This is a genomic window from Streptomyces sp. AC1-42W (assembly GCF_003248355.1).
GTDB lineage: Bacteria > Actinomycetota > Actinomycetes > Streptomycetales > Streptomycetaceae > Streptomyces.
Genome location: NZ_QKWY01000001.1, coordinates 3082304 through 3105510, shown reverse-complemented (window position 1 = coordinate 3105510; position 23207 = coordinate 3082304). Strand labels below are relative to the sequence as shown.

Here is a 23207-nt window from a genome sequence, read left to right as displayed (position 1 = left end):
ATGAATCCACAGGAGTCCTGGAGTCACCACAAGGTTCTGGCAGAGGAATTCTGTTTGCATGACGAACAAGTCAGATTCGCGGAAGCCGCCTTGCGTGAGGCACAGATGCACCGTAGCCGGTCGCTGGCCGCTTTCGCTGTCACGGTGGGTCGTGACAGGTCCGTCGCCGATCTGCTGGGACTGCAGGCGCGGGAGGTGAGGTCGGCGCGGCGCGAGGTGGGCGTGGAGACCGCCCGGTCCGCCGCCGACCATCTGCTCAACGCTCCGGCGGCCGGAACCGAGGGCACCGGGACGGTGTGGTCCGAGGAACTGGACGCCGCGCTGAGCGCCGGCTGGCGGGAGGGCGTGGACCTGCACGCGCTCGCGGCGCGGCTCGGTATGGACGTGGCGAGCGTCGTGACCCGGCTGAAGGATTTGTCCACGCAGGGCATCCTGCGGGGCGACGGCACCCCGACGAGCAGGGGCCGCCACCGCAAGCAGGCCGACGGCGCCCCGCCGCGCCCGGCGGGGCGCACGCCCCAGACCCAATCACAGCCCCAGCCCCAGGCGCACCCGCACCCGCACCCGCAGCCGCGCGAGCAGCCGGCCGGGCAGGGGATGACGGAGAGCTGGGCGGAGTGGGAGTCGCAGCTCACCCCCGAGCGCGAGCAGCCCCCGGCCCAGGAGATCAGCGGGCTCGTCCTGGAGGGCGTGGTGTGTCCGCCGTACCAGTACGGCTACTGAGCCTCGATCCACCGCGTGAATTCTGATCTTCGGTATCGGGCGGGCTCGGGGTGATCTTTCGGGGTGCGGGCAGCGCGATGGGCCGGGTGGCCGTCCGGTGCGGGGTCTCCGAGGTTCTTCCAGGTCGTGGGCGGTCAGGTCGAGCGTGTGGTTCAGGTGAGCATGCGCTGGCCGGTGGCTGTCCACAGGTCGGTGAAGTCGTCGGCCCGGCGCCAGCGTTCGGGCAGGTGGAGGGTGACGCGGCGGGCGCCGGTGGCGATCCGGGCGGGGATGTTGATCAGGTGGCGTCGGATGGTGCCGGTCCTCGCCCTGGCGTGGAAGGCGGAGGCGAGGTGGCCGCTGGCGCGGGTGAGGTTGTAGGCGGTGGCTGCGAGGGTGAGCCAGGCGGCGTTCGCGGTGAACTTCCCCGACGGCAGGTGGGCGAGCGCGGAGTTTTCCAGGTCGGCGAAGACCTGCTCGATGACGGCGTGTTCGCGGTGCATGGGTTCGGCCTGGGCCAGGACGAAGGGGCTGTCGGTGAAGATGACGTGGTGACGCCAGACGCCGAAGAGCTGGGCCTGCCCCTCGGGCACGCTCTTGGGGTTCAGGCGCTTCACCCGGCGCACGATCAGCCGGGCGGTGGTGTGGAACGCCTTCTTCTTGCTGGTGAACGCGGTGAAGGGGACCTCGGCGATCTCCGCGTCGGAGATCCAGCGTTCCTCGTCGGCGTCCCAGACGGCGGCGGCGTACTTGATCGGTGTCCAGGCGTCCTCGGGAACGGTGGCGATGGCCTCGCGGATCTTCTTCCTGACCGCGACCGCGAGCGAGAACCGTGCGCCGGCCTTGCGGCAGACGTCGACGACCTTGTGGGAGAAGTACGCGGAGTCGGCGCGGACGATGATCTGTGCGGTGATGCCCATCGCCCGCACCACCGCAAGGGCCTCGCGCAGCAGACGTGCCGCACCCTTGCCGGAACCCGCCGAGCCCTTGCGCAGCCTGGTGGCCACGATCACCGGCGCGCAGGTGCCCGTCTTGACGGTGACGATCTGGAAGTGCAGGCCGCGCTGTTTGGTGTAGCCGAAGGAGGCGCCCTGCTTGGCCGGGCCGTAGACCTGCTTGACCTTGGAGTCGATGTCGACGAACACCACCTCGTCCGCGGTGGGGACCAGGCCGGTGTGCGCGGCGAGATTGCACGTGAACGCCCGGGCGGCGGACTCCAGTTGGCGTACGTGCCCCCAGGTGAACGCGCGCAGGAACGTGCCCAGCGTGGACGGGGCACGCACCCCGCCGAACAACCGGGCCAGCCCACCATGACGCAGCACATCCAGGTCATCGATGCTGTCCGCCCCGGCCACCATCCCGCCCACGATCGACAGCGCCTTCGCGTCGGCGGCCGTCCCGGCACCGTTCTTGGCGCCGGTGAGCTTCACCTTCTCGGCCACCAGGGCGGGCAGGCCGCACCGCTCGGCCAGCCGGATCGTGGGGATGAGCCCGGCATGCGCGATCAGGTCGGGGTCGTCGAACGCGGCGAACAGCGCCGCCGGACTGTGGAAGACTTTCACTTACGAGGTGCCTTGCTTCGTGGGACTGATGAGAGCCTAGGAACTCCCATCATCCCAGGTCAGCAGGCACCTCTTCTTATTTCCTCGTCCACAGACCCACTATCGCGCGGTGGATCCAGGCTGAGGCGCCGCCCACGCACGCTCCGGCACCGAGTGCGCGGGCCGGCGCTGCGGCCCCGTTTAAAATTTTGCCTGGGCTGCAAAATTGCATAGCATCCATCTTCATGAGCGACGACCCGCCCCTGGGGCTGCGTGAGCGCAAGAAGCGCGCCACGCGCGACGCCCTGGCGGGCGTGGCACTGCGCATGGCCGCCGAGCGGGGCTTCGAGCAGGTGACCGTCGAGGCGGTCACCGATGCCGTCGGGGTCTCCGTGCGCACGTTCTTCAACTACTTCGCGTGCCTGGAGGACGCCATCACGCGTCCCGGCCCGGAGAGCGCCGAGCGGACCCGGCGGGCCGTGCTCAACGCGCCGGAGCACCTCACCGCGCTCGAAGCCCTCAGCGAGGCCATCGCCCAGGAGCTCGCCTCCATCGAGGAGGACCACGAGCGCTGGGAGCTCCAGACGGCCGTGCTGCGCAAGAGCCCGGCGCTGCTGCCCAACTTCCTGGCCGCCCGCGGCGCCGACGAGAAGGCCATGATCGCCGTCGTCGCCGAGCGCCTCGGCCAGGACCCCGTGGCCGATCTCTACCCCCGGCTCCTCGCCCATGTCGCCCTGGCCGCGGTGCGCGCCTCGGTCGAGGTCTGGGTGGCCACGGGCCGTACACGTACCTTCCAGAGCCTGTACCGCGAGGCGTTCGCCTCCCTGGCCGCCGGTCTGAAGGCCTGAGCGCGCCCCCGGCGTACCGCGCCGGGCCGCTCACCCACCCCCGCACCATCCCTCCGCGCGGCCCCACCCGTCGCGGAGCCAGTCACCAGAGAATGAGGAACGTCAGCCGATGACCGCTGCCGTCACACCCGAAACCGGCCCGGCCGGTCCGAAAGAGGAGGCCGCGTCAGGCATGACGCGGCGCCAGATACTCCAGGCCATGTCGGGCCTGATGGCCGGCATGTTCGTGGCGATCCTGGCCTCCACCGTCGTCGCCAACGCCCTGCCCAGGATCATCGCCGACCTGCACGGCACCCAGTCCTCGTACACCTGGGTCGTCACGGCCGAACTCCTCGCCATGACGGCGACGGTGCCGATCTGGGGCAAGCTCTCCGACCTGTACGACAAGAAGCTGCTCATCCAGCTGTCGCTGTCGATGTTCGTCGTCGGCTCGCTCGTCGCGGGCTTCTCGCACAGCGTCGGGCTACTCATCGTCAGCCGTGTCGTGCAGGGCATCGGCGCGGGCGGGCTCACCGCGCTCGCCCAGGTCGTGATGGCGGCGATCATCCCGCCGCGCGAACTCGGCCGCTACTCCGGCATCTTCGGCGCCGTGTTCGCCGTGGGCACGGTCGCCGGGCCGCTCATCGGCGGCGTCCTGGTGGACACCTCCTGGCTGGGCTGGCGCTGGTGCTTCTTCATCGGCGTACCGTTCGCGCTGCTGGCCATCGTGCTGCTCCAGCTCACCCTCAAACTGCCGACGATCCGCCGCGAGGTGAAGATCGACTACGTCGGTGCCGTGCTCATCATGAGCGGCGTCAGCGCGCTGCTGCTGTGGGTGACCCTGGCCGGCAACCGCTTCGACTGGATGTCCTGGCAGACCGCCGCGCTCGTGACCGCCGGTGTGGTCCTGCTGGGCACCGCCGTGTGGGTCGAGTCGCGCGTGCCGGAACCGATCATCCCGCTCGACATCTTCCGCAACCGCACGGTGGCGCTGACGACGGTCGCGAGCCTGCTCGTCGGTGTCGCCATGTTCGGCGGCACGGTGTTCCTCTCCCAGTACTTCCAGATCTCGCTCGGCAAGTCCCCGACGACCGCCGGTCTGATGAGCCTGCCGATGATCCTCGGCCTGATGGTCTCGACGACCGTGGCCGGCCAGATCATCTCCGCGCGGGGCAAGTGGAAGAGCTTCCTCATCGCGGGCGGCATCATCATGACCGCGGGCATGGGTCTGCTGTCCACGATCGGCGCCGACTCCTCGTTCGGCCTGCTCAGCGTGTACATGGTGGTTCTCGGCGTCGGCGTCGGCATGCTGATGCAGAACCTGGTGCTGGCCGCGCAGAACGACGTGCCCGCCTCCGAACTGGGCGCGGCGACCTCGGTCCTGTCGTTCTTCCGCAGCCTCGGCGGTGCCATCGGTACGAGCGCGCTCGGCGCCGTCCTGGGCCACCGGGTGGCGCAGGAGTTGGAGAAGGGCTTCGGCAAACCGGCGGGCGGCGGTGAGAGCACCGTCCCCGATCTGAGCACGCTGCCCGCCCCGGCGCGCGAGATCGTCGAGCAGGCGTACGGCGTCGCCACCGCGGACGTCTTCCTGATCGGCGCCCCGTTCGCCTTCCTGGCGCTGATCGCGGTGCTGTTCATCAAGGAGAAGCCGCTGCGCACGCAGAGCGGCATGGAGCGTCTGGCGGAGGAGACGGCGGCGGCCGAGTCCGCCGCGGCCACCCCGGCGCACTGAGCGCGGCCCCTGCGGGGCCCGTCCTCCCCCACACCGGGGGCGGGCGGGCCCCGCAGGGCTGTTCCGGCGGCGGGACTTCCCGCGCGGGTCGCTGGGCGTCCGAGGGCGCGCTTCTGAAGCAACGCCGTCCGCCCGGCTAGCGGAACCTCAAAAGGTTCACCCGCCCTGCTCGCCCACGTTCCGGCCCGACTCGCGCAGGGCCGCGACGGCCGCCCTGATCGAGGGCCGCCGGTCCGCGTCGGAGCGCCACACCGCGTGGACGTGCCGCCGCATCGTCTGGCGGACGGGCACCAGCCGTACGCCGTCCGGCACCGGCCCCCGGCCCAGCCGGGGCGCCACGCACACCCCCATGCCGGCGGCGATCAGCGCGAGCTGCGTGTGGTGCTCGCCCGCGAGATGGGCGATGCGCGGTTCGATGCCCTTGGAGCGGAGCGTGAACATCAGCCAGTCGTAGCAGAACTCGCCCTCCGGCCAGGACACCCAGTCGTCGTCGGCGAAGTCCTCCAGGTCCACCTCGGACCGCCCGGCCAGCGGGTGACCGGCCGGCATCGCGATGTCCGGGGCGTCGTCGAGCAGTTCCGCCCTGGTCAGTCCGCCGGGCACGGGGAGCCGCTTGTTGCTCCAGTCCAGCACGACCGCCAGATCGATGTCGCCCCTGAGCACCGCCCGGATGCCGTCCTCCGGTTCCAGCTCCAGGGTGCGTACCCGCAGTTCGGGATGGCCGGCGCGCAGCGCGAGCAGCGTCGAGGGGAACAGGCCGCGCGCCGCCGTGGGGAACGCGCCGAGCCGGATCTCCCCCACCACCTCGCCGCGCTGGGCCTCGATGTCGGACTGGGCCAGCTCCACCTGTGACAGGATGCGGGCCGCGTGGTCGGCGAGCAGCCGTCCGGCGTCCGTGAGCCGCACTCCGCGTCCGTTCCTGGCGAGGAGCTGCTGCCCCACCTCGCGCTCCAGCTTCGCCATCTGCTGCGAGACCGCCGACGTCGTGACGTGCAGTCCCTCGGCGGCGCCGCTGACCGAACCAAGTCTGGCCAGGGCGTCGAGGGTGCGCAGGCGCTCCAGGTTCAACATGTAAGCGATGCTACGTGAAACCGCACACAAAATCTCACTTGTGCTACGAAGTCCGGCCGGTCATCGTGGTCCTCATGAGCGCCCCGCCCGCACCCCGGCCCGCCACCGAGTCCTCCGTGCCCCCGGGCGCGCCGCCCGAGGCACCGGCCACCGCCGGACCGTCCGCCACCGGCACGCCCGCCCGGCGCCCGGCGCTGGACTGGCGGCTGCGGTTCGCGGCGCTCTCGCTCATCTGGGGTTTCAGCTTTCTGTTGATCAAGGTGGGGACCGACGCGTACGCGCCGTTCCAGGTGACGTTCGGGCGGCTCGTGTCGGGGACCGCCGTGCTGGCGGTGGTGATGGCGGTGAAGCGGGAGCGGCTGCCGCGTTCCGCCCGCACCTGGGGCCATCTGGCCGTGGCGGCGTTCTTCCTCAACGCCCTGCCGTTCTCCCTGTTCGCCTACGCGGAACTGACCATTCCGTCGACGCTGGCGGGCATCTGCAACGCGACGTCGCCGCTGTGGGGGATGGCGCTGTCGCTCGTCGCCCTGTCCGAGGACCGGCCGACCCGGCGGCGGGTCGCCGGTCTCGGGCTCGGCTTCCTCGGCGTGCTGACGGTGCTCGGGGCCTGGCAGGGCTTCTCCGGGCTGGACTTCGGCGGGACCGCCATGGCCCTGTTGGCGTCGCTCAGCTACCCGATCGGCTGGATCTATGTGCGCCGGACACTGGCCGGCAACGACGCGTCCACCCTCGCCCTCACGGGCAGCCAGCTCTTCCTGGGGACGGTGCAACTCGCGGTCGTCACCCCGCTGTTCACCGGCATGCCCGGCGGCTTCCCGGTGCTGCCGACGCTGGCCGTCCTCGCGCTCGGGGCGCTGGGCACCGGTCTCGCGGTGCTGCTCCAGTACGGCCTGGTCCAGGAGGTCGGGCCGACGACCGCGCAGATGGTCACCTACTTCATCCCGGTCATCGCCACGGCGGCCGGCGTCGCCGTGCTGGGTGAGGAGCTGAGCTGGAACACCCCGGTCGGCGCGCTCGTCGTCCTGGCCGGCGCCGCCCTGACCCAGAGCAGACCGCGCGCCGCGTGACGGGGTGCCGGGGCCCGGTCCCGGTCAGCCGTAGTTGAGTGGCCTCGCCGGACCGGCCGCCCCGGCCACCGCGTCGGCCAGTGGGCCGATGTCGGCGTCGGTGAGCGAGGACACGGTGAGCCGGACCGCCTGCGGCGCGTCGATACGGAACCGGGCTCCGGGCGCCACCGCCCAGCCGGCCTGGAGCAGCCGGGCCACGGCGCCCGTCTCGTCGCTCACCGGCACCCAGACGTTCATCCCGCTGCGGCCGTGCGCCTCGACGCCCCGGTCCGCCAGGGCCCGCACGAGCGCGTCGCGGCGGCGGGCGTAGGAGCCGGCCACCTCGCGCGGGTCCACGGCCCCGGCGTTCCACAGGTGGACCACGGTCCGCTGGAGCAGCCGGCTGACCCAGCCGGGCCCCAGCCGCTGGCGGCCGGTGACCCGGTCCACCGTGACGGCGTCACCGGTGAGCACCGCGACCCGCAGATCCGGCCCGTACGCCTTGGCCGTCGAGCGGACGAACGCCCAGCGGTCCGTGACCCCCGCCAGCGGGTGCAGCGGCTGGTCGACGATGGCGTGCCCGTGGTCGTCCTCGATGAGCAGGATGCCGGGATGGCGGGCGAGGACGGCACGCAGCCGGTCCGCGCGCGCGGCGGAGACGGCCGCGCCGGTCGGGTTCTGCGCCCGGTCCGTGACGACGACGGCCCGCGCGCCCGCCCGCAGCGCCGCTTCGAGCGCGTCGGGCAGCGGTCCCTCGTCGTCGAGCGCGACCGGCAGGGGCCGCATGCCCAGCGCGGGCACCAGGTCCAGCAGCCCGCCCCAGCCTGGGTCCTCGACCGCGACCGGGTCGCCGGGCCGCAGATGCGCGGCGAGCACCCGCTCGATCGCGTCCAGCGAGCCGGAGGCGACGGCCACCGGCCCGGCCGGGACGCCGTCCGCGTCCAGGGCGGCGCGGGCGAGCGCGGCGAACTCCGGGTCGACGAAGGCCCCTCCGTACAGGCCCGGCTCGTGCGCGTACGCCTCGGCGACCGCCGCGAAGGCTTCGCCCAGGCGCGGCAGCAGGGCCGGGTCGGGGTTGCCGTCGCCCAGGTCCCGTACGCCGGGCGGGGCCTCCACCCGTATCGAACCGCGCGCGGTGCTCGCGGGGCGGGGCCGGACGCGGCTGCCCCGGCGACCGGCGGTCTCGATCACCCCGCGCTCGCGCAGGATGCGGTAGGCGGCCGCGACGGTGTTCGGGTTCACCTCCAGGTAGACGGCCAACTCGCGCATGGGCGGCAGCACTTGGCCGGGCTCCAGCTCCCCGGAGCCGACCCCGTGCTCGACGCTGGCGGCAATGTCCTGTGCACGCCGCCCACTGATCCGATACTCTCCTAGCACAAACCATAGTATGCACTAGTGCAATGGAGTCCGCAATGCCGGAGACCGCTCCCCAGCAGACCACGTCCTCGGACGCCCCGGCCGGCTACGGGCCGACGGACCGCACCGTTCCCACCCGGCTGCGCGAGCGGGCCGCGTACGACCGCGAAACGGTCCACGCGATACTCGACGACGCCTTCCTGTGCCACCTCGGCTTCGTGCGCGAGGGCGCGCCGGTCGTCCTGCCGACGCTGTTCGGGCGGGTCGGCGACCGGCTGTACGTCCACGGCTCGACCGGTTCCCGGCCGTTGCGGGAGTCCGGCGGCGAGGAGGGGCTGCCCGTCTGTCTGACGGTGACGCATGTGGACGGCCTGGTGCTGGCCCGCTCCGCCTTCCACCACTCGCTCAACTACCGTTCCGTGGTCGTGCACGGCACGGCGTACCAGGTGACCGATCCCGAGGAGCAGCGCGTCGCGCTGGACGCGATCGTGGAGCAGGCGGTGCCGGGGCGCTCGAAGGACGCCCGCCCGGCCGACGCCAGGGAACTGGCCGCCACCGCCGTCGTCCGGCTGGATCTGCGCGAGGTCTCCGCCAAGATCCGTACCGGCGGACCCGGCGACGACGCGCGCGACCTCGGCCTGCCGCACTGGGCGGGCGTCGTCCCGGTCGCCCCCGCCTTCGCCGCACCGGTCCCGGCGGACGACCTGGACCCGTCGATCGAGGTGCCCGCGTACCTCGAAGCGCTCCAGGGTGTCCGGCGAACCCGCTAGACGCCGCGGGGATTGGCCGGACACCCGCTAGGACCGTGCGGCGGACCGCTCCACGCCGGCGTCCGCCGCGGCCGGTCCCGAGGCGACGGGGCCGACAGACGGGCGGGGCGTGGCCGACTGGGCGATGAGGGCGCCGGCCAGGACCAGCGCGCCGCCGATGAGCTGCGGGAGCGCCAGGTGCTCACCGAGGAGCACCCAGGCGAGGCCGGTCGCGATGACCGCCTCCAGGCAGGCGACGACCCCGGCGACCGCCGGGGACAGCATGCGCACGGAGACCACGCCGGTGACGTACGCGAGGACGGTGGCCAGCAGCACGATCCAGGCCAGCAGCAGCCATGCGGGCACCTCGGTGCCGTCCATCACCGTGTCGCCGCCGAGCACCGAGTGGTCCATGGTCCACGGCCGTGCGACCGCGGTGAGCACCAGGGCGCCGATGAGCAGCCCGTAGGCGATGACGCCGACCGGATTCGGCGGCCCTGCCCCGTCCGGCGACGCCTCGCCGCCGCCCTGGTCGGAGAGGACGAAGTAGCCGACCTGGCAGCAGGCGGCGCCGAGCGCGAGCAGCAGCCCGATCGCGTCGAATCCGAGGCCGGCCCACACCTCGACCACACAGGCGAGGCCGCCGACCGCGAGGACGACGCCGAGGGCCGCCGCGCGCGTCACCGGCCGCCGCTGGACGAAGCGCACCCAGCCGAGGACCAGCGCCGGCGACAGGTACTCCACCAGCAGGGCGACACCCACGGGGATGCGGGAGATGGCCGCGAAGTAGCAGGCCTGGACGCCCGCGACGGCGAGCAGCCCGAAGCCCAGCAGCAGCGCGGGCCGTTCGCGTACCAGCGCGCGGTGGCGCCAGGCCACGGGGAGCATCACGAGCGCGGCGCCCGCCACCCGCAGCCAGACCACGTGGAGCGGGTCGAGTCCCGCCTCGATCAGCGGCTTGGCCGCCACTCCGGAACCACCGAATGCGAACGCCGAGGCGAGGGCGAGTCCCAGGCCGGCGCTTCTCCCCTGAGACGCGTGCATCGGCACATCATGACAGCTGGGGTCAGGACCGTCACCCCGTTGACGCCTGACGTCGCGTAACCCCCCGACACCGTCCGCGCCCCTGACATCCGCCTCGTCCGGGTGTACGGGGCAACCGGCGGCCCGCCCGTACACGTCCCACAGACGGGAGCGGGTGTTCGCGGCGCGGCGGGAGGGAACCGGGGTGAGCTGGCTGGTGTCCCTGCCGGCGCTCGACGGGCGCGACTACGTCTACCGGGTCCACGCACCGCACGACGCGCTGCCCGCCGATCTGTTCTGGTCGGCGTTCCACTGCCACGACGACGGTCCGCATCCGCGCGCCTCCGACCGCTTCGACGCGGCGCACATCTGGTGCACGGGCGGGGACCAGGCCCCTCCCCGCTGACCCGCCTCCGACCCGCCTCGGGGTTCTCGGGGCTCAGTGCTCGTCGGCGAGGATGAGGTAGAGCTTCTTGCGGGCCTCGTTGACGACCGCGAGCGCCTTTTCGCGCTGGTCGGGCGAGCCGGTCTTCCAGACCTGGCCGAACGCCTCCATCAGGCCGACGCCGGCCTGCCGGACCTCGTTCATCCTCTCCCAGTCGACGCCGCGCCCGGCCTCCTCCCAGGGGGCCTCCGGCCCGGTCTCGGCCTCGGTGCGTCCGGCGTCGGTGAGCGTGAACAGCTTCTTGCCGCCCTCGCTCGCGCTGACGATCAGCCCCTCGTCCTCCAGCAGCTGGAGGGTCGGGTACACCGACCCGGGGCTGGGCCGCCAGGCGCCGCCGCTGCGCTCGCCGATCTCCTGGATCATCTCGTAGCCGTGCATCGGCCGGTCCCTGAGCAGCGCCAGGATCGACGCCCGCACATCACCGCGCCGCGCCCTCCCCCGGCCGCCACCCCGGTTGCGCCCGCCGCCGAACGGCGGCCCGAACGGCCCGAAAGCCGCCCGGCGCCCCTCGAACCCCCCGCCCGGCCCGTGGCTGTGGCGGCCGTGTCCATGTTCGTACCCATGTGTACGCATAACCGTACTCCTCTGCTTCTCTTCGATACGTTCTCTTCGTTCTCTACATCGCTGAACCATCGCGATGCCTCGACGATATATCGGAACCGATCGCATAGCAACCCACCGAGTCCGGCGGAGTCCGGCGTGCGGTCGCGCCGCGGTGAGTCCACAGGAGAGCTGCCGCCAGCAGCAGGGCGCCTCCCAGCAGCCAGGGCATCGGGCCCGGCGGAAGGGCACCCATGATCAAGCCGGTGAGCGCTGCCACCAGTTGCAGGGCGAGAGACTGGACGGACAGGGCGGTGGCCCGGCCCGAACTGGCGACCCGGCGATGCAGAAGGTCGTTCTCGCTCGGCCCCGCCGCGCCGAGCCCGAGGTAGACCAGGCCGTAGCCGACGGCCGCGATGACCGTGGAGCCCGCTCCGGCGAACGCCGCGGTTGCGCCGAGCAGCAGCAAGCCGCTCGCGCTCACGCCGAGGCTGACCATGACCGCGCGCTCTCCGCCGCCCGCGAGCCGGGCGGTCAGCGGTGCCAGGTGGCTGCCGATACCCGAGCAGATGAATCCGGCGCAGGCGAGCGCGGCAAACAGCACCGCCCCCGACTCCGATGCGCCCGTGAGGGCCGCGGCACGGCCCGGCGTGAGCAGTTCGATCGCGGCCAGGGCGCCGCCGGCGGCCCCAGCGCTGAGGAGCACCCGGCGGACCAGCGCGTCGCGGCCCCCCAGCCGCAGTCCGTCCACGATGGTGGCCGGGATGCTGCGCAGTACGTAGGGGAGGGTGACCGGCGGCCGGGGCGGCTCCCGCAGAGCGGTCACGACGTACAGCACGTAGACGATCTCGATTGCCGCGCCCAGCAGTATCGGGACGGACAGGGGCAGCACCAGCCCGGACGTCACTTCGCCCAGTCGCGTGCCAAGGGCGGGGCCGAGTCCGAGCAGCCAGGGAAGGGCGCCGCCGAGCAGGGTTCCGGTGGCGAGCGCGGCGGATGTCGCAGATCCGCCGCGGGCCAGCCCGGTACGCAGGTCGGCGTCGGGGCCGGAGTGCGCCTGGACGGTGTCGACGTACCAGGCTTCGGCCGGGCCACTGGACAGGGCGCGGCCCGCGCCCATCAGGGCCATACCGAGGCCGAGCAGCCAGGGAGCGGTGCCCAGGCCCACGAGGGTCAGGGCGGCCAGGTTCAGCAGCCCGGCGGCGGCCAGAACAGTGCGGCGGCCGAAGACGTCGGACAGGCCCCCGGTGGGCAGTTCCAGTGCGGCGGCGGTGAGGGAGTGCGCGGCGAAGAAGCCCGCGATGGCCGCCATGGCCATGCCGCGCTCGGTGAGCAGCAGGATCAGGGGAGCGGTGCTCAGTCCCAGTGGCAGCCAGAACAGAACGCAGACCGTGACGTAGCGGCGGCGTGCTGCGCGTATGTCCAGCGGCCCGGTCATGACGCGTCCTCGGCATCCGTCACCGCGGGGGCCGTGGTTTCCTCCTCGGCGCCGGGGTCGCGCGGTGCCAGGGGCAGTCCGGCGGTGAGGAGTACGACCTGCGCGGCGCGTGGATCTTGTGCGTCGCGGGTGGTCAGTTCCGCCAGCTTCCGGTCGAACGCCTCCCAGAGTTCGGTGAGCGACTCCGGGGTCAGGCGGGGCATCAGGTCGTTGATCCCGGACGGCTCCGCCCATTCCCGGCCCAGCCGCCCGTCGGCGATGTCGGCCTCGTGCCGGGCGAGCGATGCCTCCAGGTGCTCGATCTGGACCCTGCGCGACAGGCCGACGTAGGCGCGGCTGCCCGGTGCGGCCTCCATCGCCTTGTTGCTCCAGGAGGTCACGGAGTGCACCGCCTGCCAGCGGCGCTCCCGCCCGTCACGGTGCTCGGCCTCGGTGACGAACGCGTACTTCGCCAGAACCCGCAGGTGGTAGCTGGTGGAAGCGGACGACTCCCCGGTCCTGACCGCGAGTTCGCTCGCGGTGGCGGGGCCGTCCTGCCGCAGCATCCCGAGCAGCCGGATGCGCAGCGGGTGTGTGAGGGCCTTCAGGGCTGCCGCATCCCGCTCGGGATCGAGTACACGTTTCTGCTCTTCGCTGACCATGACCGGAGGCTAGAGCAGCCGAGAGATTCTGCAAAAGTATTTTTGCAGAATTTATTTGGGAAAGTGGTCGGCGGTCGGCCGGTCGCTGTCACGGGTCAGCGCTCTCAGGGGGCGGGCGGCCGTTCCTCGCCCCGCAGGCCGAGCAGATACACGGCGGTCACCGCGACGCCCCGGTCCTCGTCGTGTGCGAGTTCTCCGAGCGCCCGCGACGCCACCGGGCCGGGGATGTCCGCGAGTGCCTGGGTGAGGCGGCGGCGGGCGCCCGCGTCCGGGGCGGGGTCCGTGAGGCGGGCGACGAGCGCGGTGGCGATCCGGTCGGCGGTGCCGGGTTCCGCCGCCAGGACGCCGAGCGCGTCGGCCGCCTCCACGTCCCGCTCCGCGTCGGCGACCATGTCGATGAGCGTGGGGACGGCCGCCGCCACCCCGCGCGCCCCGAGCGCCGGGGCCGCGTACCGGCGCACCGCCGGGTCCGGGTGCCCGAGGGCCTCCCGCAGCAGCGCGGCCGCCGCCTCGCCGGGGATCTCCGCGACGGCTCGCACCGCGCGGGCGCGGACCTCCGGCACCGGCGACCGCAGCCCCTCGGCCAGCGGGGCGAGCCCGTCGCCCGCCCGGGCGAGGGCCCAGCGCAGGGCGCCGGCCACACTCGGGTCCGGCTCCCCCAGCACCGCGTCGACCAGCGCCTCCACCGGCACCGGCTCCTCGCCGGCCGCGGACAGCGCCGCCCGCTGGCGCGTACCGGGGCTGCTGGAGCCCAGCGCCTGGAGGAGCGAGACGGTACGCAGGACCTCCTCCCAGCCCGCCGGCTCCGCGGCCCCGATCCGGTCCAGCCGGGTGAGCAGCTCCGTCTCGCTCGCGATCCGTTCCCGGGTGCGCCGCGCCAGGTCGGCGACGAGCCCCGCCGGGCTGAAGCCGGGATCGTCCAGGGCGCGCCCGACCTCGCGCAGCGACAGCCCCAGCGACCGCAGGCTCTCGATGTGGAAGATGCGCCGGACGTCCTCGCCGGAGTACTCGCGATATCCGGCGTCGTTGCGTCCGGTCGGCCGCACAAGACCCAGCGACTCGTAGTGGCGGAGCATGCGCGCGCTGACCCCGGACCGCCGCGCCACCTCACCGATCAGCACCGCGCCTCACCCCGTCCCGTCGTCCGTTCCCAGAGCCACCCTGCGCTTGGCCTCCTCGATCGCGAAGTCGAACCCGGCATCCGGGTCACGGCGCAGCGCCTCGGTGGCGAGCGCGTGCTCGCGGACATGCGGTTCGGGGTGCGCGGCGGCGGTGCGCAGGGCCGGTTCGGCCGCCTCGCCGAGGGCGATCAGCGCGCGGCTGAGGCTCAGCCGCGTCTCCCTGCCGCCGCGCCCGAGCTGCCCGGTCAGCACGGCGGCGAGTCCCGCCTCCTCGCCCTCGGGTGCCAGGGCGACGGCCGTCCGCCAGGCCGTGCGCGCCACCTCGTCGTCGGGGTCCGTCAGCAGGTCCCGGCCGATCGCCGGCCACGCCCGCCGGTCGCCCGTCTTGGACAGGGTGTGCAGCGCCTGAGCGCGTGCCCGCGGATGCTCCGAGCGCAGTTCGTCCATCAGCCGGGGCACGGTGAGCGCCTGCGGGTGCCGGGTGAGCGCCCAGGTCAGCATCTCCCGTACGGAGAAGTCGGGTTCGGTCCCGCACAGCTCGACGAGCCGGTCCACCAGCCTCGGCTCGGGTGCCGAGCCGACCGCCAGCGCGGTCCGCAGCCGCACCGAGGCGTCGCCGTGCGCCAGCCCGCGCAGCGCGCGTGTCATGTCCGTCTCCTCGTGCGTCCCGGTCATCGGAACCACCTCCTGGCGGTTCAGTGAAGCGCTTGACACGGTGACAAGGTCAAGCCGGGACGCGTTTCGGTGCCACCGGTACGGGATTGGCCTTGGTCCGTCGCCGGGAGCCGCGCCTACGGTCGGGGTCATGAGGATTCGCATCGTGGACGCGTTCACCGACCGCCCCTTCACCGGCAACCCCGCAGGAGTGATGCTGTTCGGCCCGGAGGGCTTCCCCGAGGACCGGTTCCTCCAGGGGGTCGCCGCCGAGCTGAACCTCTCCGAGACCGCGTTCGCCCATCCGCTGCCCGCGGGCGGTGAGGCGGACTGGGCGCTGCGCTGGTTCACGCCGGTCACGGAGGTGGACATGTGTGGCCACGCCACGCTCGCCACCGCGCACGTCCTGCACACCTCGAGCGCGGCGAGCGGCACGGTCCGCTTCGCCGCCCGGTGCGGCACGCTGACCTCCGTCGCGCACCCGGACGCCTCGTACACGCTCGACTTCCCGACCGCCCCGCTGACCCCCGAGCCCGCCCCGGACGGTCTCGCCGAGGCCCTGGGCGCCGCGCCGGTGTCGGTGCACGACACGGGCGCGCAGGTGGGGGACCTGCTGGTGGAGCTGGCGGACGAGGCGACGGTACGGGGGCTGGCCCCGGACTTCGCGGCGCTGGCCGGGCTCTCGCGGCGGGGGGTCATCGCGACGGCCGCCGCCGCGCCGGTCCGGGCGTACGACTACGTGTCACGCGGCTTCTTCCCGGCCGTGGGCATCGACGAGGACCCGGTGACCGGCAGCGCCCACACCGCCCTGGCCCCCTTCTGGTCGGCCCGGCTCGGCCGCGACACGCTGACCGGGCTCCAGGTCTCCGCGCGCTCGGGCCTGGTCCGCACCGCGCTGCGCGGTGCGCGGACGCTGCTGACGGGGCGTGCGGTCACGGTGCTGGACGGCGAGCTGCTCGTCGCGCCGTAGGACGGCGGGCCCGCCGGGCTCACGGGGTGGGCAGCCAGTCCACGCGGCCGGCGAGGAGCGCGTATCCGACGAAGGCGCCGATGTCGAGGAGCGCGTGCGCGGCGACCAGCGGGCCCACCCGCTGCCAGCGGCGGTACAGCAGGACGAAGACGACGCCCATCACCATGTTCCCGATGAACCCGCCGATGCCCTGGTAGAGGTGGTACGAGCCGCGCAGCACGGAACTGGCGACCAGGGCGGCCATCGGCGTCCAGCCCAGCTGCCCCAGCCGGCGCAGCAGGTAGCCGACGACGATGACCTCCTCCAGGACGGAGTTCTGGAGGGCCGACAGGATGAGGACGGGGAACTTCCACCACACGTCGGGCAGGGACTCCGGGACGACCGTGAGGTTGAACCCGGTGGCCCTGGCGACGAGGTAGAAGGCGAGTCCGGCGCTGCCGATGCAGGCCGCGACGACCGCGCCGCGCACCGTGTCCTGGCCCGGCCGGGTGCGGTCGAAGCCGATGACGCGCAGCCCCGTGCCCTCCCGGATCAGGAAGTGCGCCACGAGCGCGACGGGCACCAGCGCGGTGGAGATTCCGAAGAGCTGCCAGGCGAGGTCCAGCCAGGGGCGGCCCGGGGCGTGGGAGCCGTTGAGGGTGGCCGCCTGATCCTTCAAGCCCCCCGGTTTCGTCAGTGAGCCGACGAAGCTGATGAGGGCGGACACGCCGCTCGCGCCCAGTGAGAGCGCCAGCACCAGCACCGTCTCGGACCGGAGAGTCCGCCGTGACACGGCCTCCTGGGGAAAAGAATCGGCCACTTGCCCCGTCTCCACCTGACACCCGCTCTCCGTTGCGCCTTCGCGTCCCGCACCGCTCGCCGCCCCCATTCTCAACGAGGGGCGTCACCGACGTGGGACGACGCCACAGCATGCCCGACGACCGCGCACCGGCTGCGAGCGGGTACCGGCGGGCGAGCGGCCGTCACGGTGCCGGGATGCCCGCCGGCCAGGTGTGCACCGGGTCGCCGCCCTGCATCAGCTCGCCGTAGCGCCGGGTCATCGCGGCGAGCGCGGCGCCCCGGTCCAGGCCCGCCTCGCGCGCCCGGTGGTAGGTGTCGGCCTGCCAGGAGGCACCGTTCGTACGCCGCTTGCAGCGCTCCTCGATGATGCCGAGGTAGTGGTCCCGGTCCGCCGGTTCGACGTTCCACGCGTCGAGCCCGGCGGCGGCCAGCGGCAGCAGCTCGTCGCGGACCAGCTTCGTCACGGGCGTCCGTGCCAGACCGCCCGAGCGGCCGGGACGGGGCCACAGCAGCTCCGCCTCGATGCCCCGGCGGCAGGCGGTCTCGAAGTTCTCCGCCGCGGCCGCGAACGGCATCCTGGTCCACACCGGCCGCGACTCCTCCGCGAGGGCCCGGACCAGGCCGTAGTACAGCGCGGTGTTGGCGATGACGTCGGCGACGGTCGGGCCCGCGGGCAGCACCCGGTTCTCCACCCGCAGATGGGGGACGCCGTCGACGACCCCGTACACCGGGCGGTTCCAGCGGTAGACCGTGCCGTTGTGCAGGACCAGCTCCTTCAGCTGGGGCACCCCGCCGTCGGCGAGGACGCGCAGCGGCTCCTCCTCGTCGCAGATCGGCAGCAGCGGGGGGAAGTAGCGCAGGTTCTCCTCGAAGAGTTCCCGGACGGAGCCGATCCACTGCTCGCCGAACCAGGTCCGGGGCCGCACGCCCTGGTTGCGCAGCTCGGGCGGCCGGGTGTCCGTGGCCTGCTCGAACAGCGGCGGCCGCGACTCGCGCCACAGCTCCCGGCCGAACAGGAACGGCGAGTTGGCGCCCAGGGCCACCTGGACGGCTGCCACGGCCTGCGCCGCGTTCCACACGGCGGCGAAGCGCTCCGGGGTGACCTGGAGATGGAGCTGGAGCGAGGTGCAGGCGGCCTCCGGCGTGATCGAGCCGGCGGAGCAGACCAGCCGCTCGACGCCTTCGATATCGACCGCGAAATCCTCGCCCCGGGCGGCCACCATTTGATCGTTCAGGAGGGCGTAGCGGTCACCGTCGGAGAGATTGGACCGGACCATGTCGTCGCGGCCCAGGGTGGGCAGGATTCCGATCATCATGATCCCGGCATCGACTTCACCGGCCTTGCGGTCGGCATATCCGAGCCCGGTCCTCAGCTCTTCGGCCAGCTGATCGAGAACACGCCCCGACAGATGATGGGGGACTATGTTCACCTCAAGATTGAACATCCCCAGTTCCGTCTGGAAATCGTGACTCGCGATGCGCTCCAGCACCTCCCCATTCAACATCTTCGGCATGGCGTCGGCGCCCGTGAGATTCAGCTCGATCTCCATGCCCATGAGGTTGCGCGGCCGGTCGAACCGCCGCTCGGCGAGCAGCCCGGACAGCGCCTCCAGGCACTGGTGCAGCTTCTTCCGGTACTTCTGCCGATCGGACAGGTCAAAGGCACCGGCGACGACCTTCTCCCCCATGGATGTGTCCCTCCTCGAGTGGCCGAGCGCGCGGCAGGGCCGCTCGCATCACGATCGATAATGCCCGCAGGACGTGATCCGTAACGCCCCGCACGCGGCGCGCACCCGCTAATGTGTGCGCCGGGGCCCCGGGCACATTCACTCGGCATGGGGCAATGGCCGGTTTCCCCGCTCCACGGGCCGGTAATGCCCCGGCGGGTTTCGGCCGACCGCTGCGCGGGAAAAACCCGAGGCGGCGGCTGCGCCGCTCGCACCGAATCAGCACGATCTCCGCATAATAAAGTCCGGATACCGCCTTGTCGGCATTAGCTGCGGCGGCTAGTGGAAACACCGTCTGAACACGGTTCGTATAAACTCCGCGGACGAGGCAGAGAGTTGACGCACCGGCTCAGTCACCGGCCCCCTCTGGCCCCGCACGCCGACAGCGCCGTCCGCACCCGCCCGCGCACCACCGTGTCTCCGAAGTGAGAGGCGACCCCATCATGCCGCTGCATGTTCCCCCTGCCCCACCGCCCGCGCTGCGCAGTGTTCTCGCGGCGCTCGGTTCTCCGACCGCCGTCCGAGAGGCCCGTACCCCCGCCCTGCGAACCGCGCAGGGACCGCTGAGCCCCGAACATCCGCTGCCCGTCCATGTGCTGGACCTCGCCCCCGACGCCGCCGCGCCCGCCACCCGGCTCGCCGCCTGGCGCTTCCAGATCCGCAGCACCGAGCGTGCGGTGGCGGCGGCGGACGCCGTGCTCACCGCGGACGGCTGGACCTTCTCGCACTTCTTCGAGGGCCCGTACATCCCCTCGACGGAGCTGGCCCTGCGTCAGGCGGAGTCGATGGGCGGCCGATACCAGCCGCGGCTGCTGTCGATCCCCGACCTCTACATGCTGGCCCTGTGGCTGCACGGCGACCCGGAGGCCGACGCCTCCTGCGGCGCCCCCGCCCCGGCCGACCTGCTGGTGCCGCTGGCGCCCGCGCCGCCCGGCTTCGCGGCCCACCGCCCGCACCGGGCCGCCGAGCTGCTGCCCGTGATCACCACCCGGATCATGCCCGGCCCCGGCCCGCGCCTGGGCTCCCCGGCCCCGGCGTGAAACCACCCCGCCCATCCGGACTAGTCCCATCCGGCCACCCCGAACCACCCGAAGGGACAGTGCAGTTGGGCTGAACCGTCCGGCTGGGTGACGCGTCATGTGAGGAGTGGAAGCGCTGCGGCGAAATCCCTGCGGATTCGCGCCCGTAGGGCAACACTGGGAGCCGACCGAACGATACGGGGACGGTCATGAACACCACTCCACACCGCAGCCAGCCCAACTCGACGCAGCGAAAGAACCCATCCATGTGCCAGCATCAGCCACCCTGCCCGACAGCCGACTCCGCCGACCGGGAAGCCGCCCGGCAGGTGGCACACCACCCGGAGCAGGGCTGGAGTCTGCTGTGCAACGGCGTCCTGCTCTTCGAGGACACCGGTGAGCTGCTTCCGGACGGACAGATCATCGCCCCGCACCGGCCCCTGTCGGCGGGCCGGGTGATGAAGGCCGCCTGAGCGGCCGAGTACGGAAAAGGGGCCGGCCCGGAGAAATCTCCGCACCGGCCCCGACGCGTGTCCGCGTCACACCGCCCCGATCGGACGGTCCCGATCAGTTGTCGTACTCGTCCAGGGGCGGGCACGAGCAGACGAGGTTGCGGTCACCGAACGCACCGTCGATCCGGCGCACCGGCGGCCAGTACTTGTCGGCGGCCGCGACCCCGGCCGGGAAGACCGCCACCTCGCGGCTGTAGCCGTGCTCCCACTCCCCGCCGAGCGCGGCGGCGGTGTGCGGGGCGTTGGCGAGCGGGTTGTCGTCCGCGCTCCACTCCCCCGTCGCGACCTTCTCGATCTCCGCGCGAATCGCGATCATCGTGTCGCAGAACCGGTCCAGCTCCGCCAGGTCCTCGCTCTCGGTCGGCTCGATCATCAGCGTCCCGGCGACCGGGAACGACATGGTCGGCGAGTGGAAGCCGTAGTCGATGAGCCGCTTGGCGACATCGTCGATGCTGACCCCGGTCGCCTTGGAGAGCGGCCGCAGATCCACGATGCACTCGTGCGCCACCAGCCCGGCCGGGCCGTTGTACAGGATCGGGTAGTGCGGTTCGAGGCGCTTGGCGATGTAGTTGGCCGCGAGCACGGCCACCTGCGTCGCGCGCTTGAGGCCCTCGCCGCCCATCAGGCGTACGTACGCCCACGAGATCGGGAGGATGCCGGCGGAGCCCCAGGGGGCGGCCGCGATCGGGCCGACGCCGGTCTCCGGGCCCGCCGAGGGCTGCAGCGGGTGGTTGGGCAGGTACGGCGCCAGGTGCGCGCGCACACCGACCGGGCCGACGCCCGGACCGCCGCCGCCGTGCGGGATGCAGAAGGTCTTGTGCAGGTTCAGGTGCGAGACGTCGCCGCCGAACCGGCCGGGCTTGGCCAGCCCCACCAGCGCGTTGAGGTTGGCGCCGTCCACGTAGACCTGGCCGCCGGCGTCGTGCACCTCGGCGCAGATGTCGGCGACGTGCTCCTCGAAGACGCCGTGCGTCGACGGGTAGGTGATCATGAGCACGGCCAGTTCGTCGCGGTGCTGCGCGATCTTGGCCCGCAGGTCCTCGATGTCGACCTCGCCGTCGTCGGCGGTCTTCACGACGACCACCTTCATGCCGGCCATCACGGCGCTCGCCGCGTTGGTGCCGTGCGCGGAGGACGGGATGAGGCAGACGGTGCGCTTCTCGTCGCCGTTGGCGCGGTGGTACGCGCGCACGGCCAGCAGCCCGGCGAACTCGCCCTGCGAACCGGCGTTCGGCTGGATGGAGACCGCGTCGTAGCCGGTGACCTCGGCCAGCCGCTCCTCCAGCTCACGGATGAGCGTGAGGAAGCCCTCGGCCTGCTCGGCGGGCGCGAACGGGTGCAGCGCACCGAACTCCGGCCAGGTGATCGACTCCATCTCGGCGGTCGCGTTCAGCTTCATGGTGCAGGAGCCGAGCGGGATCATGCCGCGGTCCAGCGCGTAGTCGCGGTCGGCGAGCTTGCGCAGGTAGCGCAGCATCGCGGTCTCGGACCGGTGCTGGTGGAAGACCGGGTGGGTCAGGATCGCGTCGGTGCGCAGCAGCGCCTCGGGCAGCGCGTCCTCGGTGGTGGCGTCCAGCGCCTCCACGTCCCCGTCCGCGCCGAACGCGGCCCAGACGGCGGCGATCTGCGTACGGGTCGTGGTCTCGTCGCAGGCGACGGAGACAGTGTCGGCGTCCACCTGGCGCAGGTTGACGCCGTGCTCGCGGGCCCCGGCCACGACCTCGCCCGCCCGGCCGGGCACGCGGACGGTGAGGGTGTCGAAGTAGGAGCCGGTGACGACGTCCACACCGGCGGCGCGCAGGCCCTCGGCGAGGATCGCCGCGTAGCGGTGGGTGCGCCGGGCGATGGTGCGCAGGCCCTCGGGGCCGTGGTAGACGGCGTACATGCCGGCCATGACGGCGAGCAGCACCTGCGCGGTACAGATGTTGCTGGTGGCCTTCTCGCGGCGGATGTGCTGCTCGCGGGTCTGCAGGGCCAGCCGGTACGCCTTGTTGCCGTCCGCGTCCACGGAGACGCCGACGAGGCGGCCGGGCAGGCTGCGGGCGAACTTCTCGCGGACCGCCATGTAGCCGGCGTGCGGGCCGCCGAAGCCCATCGGCACACCGAAGCGCTGCGTGGTGCCCACGGCGATGTCGGCGCCCAGCTCGCCGGGCGAGGTGAGCAGCGTGAGCGCCAGCAGGTCGGCGGCCACGGTGACGATCGCGCCCAGCTCGTGCGCCCGGTCGATCACGGGCTTGAGGTCCCGGACGGCCCCGGAGGCGCCGGGGTACTGGAGCAGGACGCCGAAGACGCCCCGCTCGGCGATCTCGGCCGGGATGCCCTCGGTGAGGTCGGCGACGACGACCTCGACACCGGTCGGCTCGGCGCGCGTCCCGATGACGGCGGTGGTCTGCGGGAGGGCGTCGGCGTCGACCAGGAAGACGCCGTTCTTCACCTTGCCGACGCGCCGGGACAGCGCCATGGCCTCGGCGGCGGCGGTGCCCTCGTCGAGCAGGGAGGCGCCGGAGGTGGGCAGGCCGGTCAGCTCGGCGACCATCGTCTGGAAGTTCAGCAGGGCTTCGAGGCGGCCCTGGGAGATCTCCGGCTGGTACGGCGTGTAGGCCGTGTACCAGGCGGGGTTCTCCATGACGTTGCGCAGGATCACCGGCGGGGTGAAGGTGCCGTAGTAGCCGAGCCCGATCATCGGGGCGAGGACCTGGTTGCGGTCGGCGAGCCGGCGCAGCTCGGCCAGCACCTCCGCCTCGGTCCGGGCCTCCGGCAGGCTCAGCGCCTCCGCGCTCCTGATCACGTCGGGCACGGCGGCCGCGGTCAGCTCGTCCAGCGAGCCGTACCCGACCTGGGCCAGCATCTTCGCCTGCGCCTCGGCATCGGGACCGATGTGGCGCTGCTCGAAGGGAATGCCCTGTTCCAGGTGCGAGAGCGGGGTGCGACGGGGGGTCATGGTGGAGGGCCTCCTGGTCTGTCACGACCTGCGAGGGCACCACTGCTTCGGGTGCCCGAACGGCCTCCCCCTCTGTCATCTCAACCTGAGAGCTTCACCGGCACCGCGCGGGCGCCGGCTTTCACCGTCGGTGAGGGAGGCCCCGCCCGGCCCACGGCCGCGCACAACCCGCCCTGCTTTCCAGAGTGACCTCGTCCGTGCGGTACAGGGGCCTGAGAGATTCCGGGGAGGAGTTGCTCCTTCGGCGTCGTCCGGATCGTCTCCGGGCGACTCTCCCGCACGGGGTCAGCAGCCATGGCCAGCGTACCAGCGGGGTACACGACGGGAATTCTCGAGTGGCCAAGACCACGGAACTGCACTTCTGTAGTCCCT

Annotated in this window: 21 protein-coding genes and 1 riboswitch; of the genes, 9 read left to right on the top strand and 12 right to left on the bottom strand. The window is 72.6% G+C overall.

What is annotated here, in order from left to right:
* Positions 1-144: 144 nt before the first annotated feature.
* A complete protein-coding gene (locus DNK56_RS14360; protein ID WP_146610486.1) occupies positions 145-723 on the top strand; it encodes a hypothetical protein in 579 nt (192 codons plus the stop codon).
* Positions 724-875: 152 nt separating this feature from the next.
* Here DNK56_RS14360 and DNK56_RS14355 read toward each other — a convergent pair whose 3' ends face one another.
* Positions 876-2264 (bottom strand): IS1380 family transposase, encoded by a 1389-nt coding sequence (locus DNK56_RS14355; protein ID WP_111334087.1) that lies wholly within the window; start codon positions 2262-2264, stop codon positions 876-878.
* Between the two features lie 224 nt (positions 2265-2488).
* Here DNK56_RS14355 and DNK56_RS14350 point away from each other — a divergent pair, with 224 nt between their 5' ends.
* Positions 2489-3091, top strand: coding sequence for an acyl-CoA-like ligand-binding transcription factor (locus DNK56_RS14350; RefSeq protein ID WP_111334085.1), 603 nt, complete (start codon positions 2489-2491; stop codon positions 3089-3091).
* A gap of 109 nt (positions 3092-3200) precedes the next feature.
* The gene (locus DNK56_RS14345; protein WP_111334083.1) at positions 3201-4802 is read left to right on the top strand and encodes an MDR family MFS transporter; all 1602 of its coding nucleotides are present in this window, start codon (positions 3201-3203) and stop codon (positions 4800-4802) included.
* Positions 4803-4958: 156 nt separating this feature from the next.
* On the opposite strand, the gene DNK56_RS14340 is transcribed toward DNK56_RS14345, so the two are convergent.
* Positions 4959-5873 (bottom strand): LysR family transcriptional regulator, encoded by a 915-nt coding sequence (locus DNK56_RS14340; RefSeq protein WP_111334081.1) that lies wholly within the window; start codon positions 5871-5873, stop codon positions 4959-4961.
* Positions 5874-5911: 38 nt separating this feature from the next.
* Between DNK56_RS14340 and DNK56_RS14335 the strand changes: the two genes are divergently transcribed.
* Complete coding sequence (locus DNK56_RS14335) at positions 5912-6940, top strand: DMT family transporter (protein ID WP_111334079.1); 1029 nt, start codon at positions 5912-5914, stop codon at positions 6938-6940.
* Between the two features lie 24 nt (positions 6941-6964).
* Here the strand turns inward: DNK56_RS14335 and DNK56_RS14330 are convergent, their stop codons facing one another.
* A complete protein-coding gene (locus DNK56_RS14330) occupies positions 6965-8296 on the bottom strand; it encodes an aminotransferase class I/II-fold pyridoxal phosphate-dependent enzyme (RefSeq protein ID WP_111334077.1) in 1332 nt (443 codons plus the stop codon).
* Positions 8297-8331: 35 nt separating this feature from the next.
* Here DNK56_RS14330 and DNK56_RS14325 point away from each other — a divergent pair, with 35 nt between their 5' ends.
* The gene (locus DNK56_RS14325; protein WP_111334075.1) at positions 8332-9045 is read left to right on the top strand and encodes a pyridoxamine 5'-phosphate oxidase family protein; all 714 of its coding nucleotides are present in this window, start codon (positions 8332-8334) and stop codon (positions 9043-9045) included.
* A gap of 27 nt (positions 9046-9072) precedes the next feature.
* Here the strand turns inward: DNK56_RS14325 and DNK56_RS14320 are convergent, their stop codons facing one another.
* A complete protein-coding gene (locus DNK56_RS14320) occupies positions 9073-10068 on the bottom strand; it encodes an EamA family transporter (protein WP_111334073.1) in 996 nt (331 codons plus the stop codon).
* 184 nt (positions 10069-10252) lie between these two features.
* Here DNK56_RS14320 and DNK56_RS14315 point away from each other — a divergent pair, with 184 nt between their 5' ends.
* The gene (locus DNK56_RS14315) at positions 10253-10453 is read left to right on the top strand and encodes a hypothetical protein (RefSeq protein ID WP_111335798.1); all 201 of its coding nucleotides are present in this window, start codon (positions 10253-10255) and stop codon (positions 10451-10453) included.
* Positions 10454-10486: 33 nt separating this feature from the next.
* On the opposite strand, the gene DNK56_RS14310 is transcribed toward DNK56_RS14315, so the two are convergent.
* From DNK56_RS14310 to DNK56_RS14290, 5 genes are all read right to left on the bottom strand, one after another.
* Positions 10487-11065, bottom strand: a complete 579-nt coding sequence (locus tag DNK56_RS14310; RefSeq protein WP_111334071.1) for a PadR family transcriptional regulator — start codon at positions 11063-11065, stop codon at positions 10487-10489.
* A gap of 43 nt (positions 11066-11108) precedes the next feature.
* Positions 11109-12470 carry an MFS transporter gene (locus DNK56_RS14305; RefSeq protein WP_241989867.1) on the bottom strand — a complete coding sequence of 454 codons (1362 nt, stop codon included), beginning with the start codon at positions 12468-12470 and terminating at the stop codon, positions 11109-11111.
* Positions 12467-13111 (bottom strand): ArsR/SmtB family transcription factor, encoded by a 645-nt coding sequence (locus tag DNK56_RS14300; protein WP_111334069.1) that lies wholly within the window; start codon positions 13109-13111, stop codon positions 12467-12469. Before DNK56_RS14300 ends, DNK56_RS14305 begins: the two co-directional genes overlap by 4 nt.
* A 104-nt stretch (positions 13112-13215) precedes the next feature.
* Positions 13216-14232, bottom strand: coding sequence for a HEAT repeat domain-containing protein (locus DNK56_RS14295; protein ID WP_199563759.1), 1017 nt, complete (start codon positions 14230-14232; stop codon positions 13216-13218).
* Positions 14233-14238: 6 nt separating this feature from the next.
* Entirely contained in the window at positions 14239-14907 is a 669-nt protein-coding gene (locus tag DNK56_RS14290) for a HEAT repeat domain-containing protein (RefSeq protein WP_111334067.1), read from the bottom strand.
* Positions 14908-15037: 130 nt separating this feature from the next.
* On the opposite strand from DNK56_RS14290, the gene DNK56_RS14285 reads away from it, so the two are divergent.
* The gene (locus DNK56_RS14285) at positions 15038-15856 is read left to right on the top strand and encodes a PhzF family phenazine biosynthesis protein (protein WP_111334065.1); all 819 of its coding nucleotides are present in this window, start codon (positions 15038-15040) and stop codon (positions 15854-15856) included.
* 19 nt (positions 15857-15875) lie between these two features.
* Here the strand turns inward: DNK56_RS14285 and DNK56_RS14280 are convergent, their stop codons facing one another.
* Both DNK56_RS14280 and DNK56_RS14275 read right to left on the bottom strand, forming a co-directional pair.
* Positions 15876-16724, bottom strand: a complete 849-nt coding sequence (locus tag DNK56_RS14280) for a CPBP family intramembrane glutamic endopeptidase (RefSeq protein ID WP_446750426.1) — start codon at positions 16722-16724, stop codon at positions 15876-15878.
* Positions 16725-16818: 94 nt separating this feature from the next.
* The gene (locus DNK56_RS14275; RefSeq protein ID WP_111334061.1) at positions 16819-18324 is read right to left on the bottom strand and encodes a glutamate-cysteine ligase family protein; all 1506 of its coding nucleotides are present in this window, start codon (positions 18322-18324) and stop codon (positions 16819-16821) included.
* Between the two features lie 482 nt (positions 18325-18806).
* On the opposite strand from DNK56_RS14275, the gene DNK56_RS14270 reads away from it, so the two are divergent.
* Together DNK56_RS14270 and DNK56_RS14265 are read left to right on the top strand one after the other, a co-directional pair.
* Complete coding sequence (locus DNK56_RS14270; RefSeq protein WP_111334059.1) at positions 18807-19403, top strand: hypothetical protein; 597 nt, start codon at positions 18807-18809, stop codon at positions 19401-19403.
* Between the two features lie 245 nt (positions 19404-19648).
* Entirely contained in the window at positions 19649-19855 is a 207-nt protein-coding gene (locus DNK56_RS14265) for a DUF5999 family protein (protein ID WP_111334057.1), read from the top strand.
* Positions 19856-19949: 94 nt separating this feature from the next.
* Here DNK56_RS14265 and gcvP read toward each other — a convergent pair whose 3' ends face one another.
* Positions 19950-22835 (bottom strand): aminomethyl-transferring glycine dehydrogenase, encoded by a 2886-nt coding sequence (gcvP, locus tag DNK56_RS14260; RefSeq protein ID WP_111334055.1) that lies wholly within the window; start codon positions 22833-22835, stop codon positions 19950-19952.
* A gap of 190 nt (positions 22836-23025) precedes the next feature.
* A riboswitch (glycine riboswitch) is annotated at positions 23026-23123 on the bottom strand.
* Positions 23124-23207 lie beyond the last annotated feature (84 nt).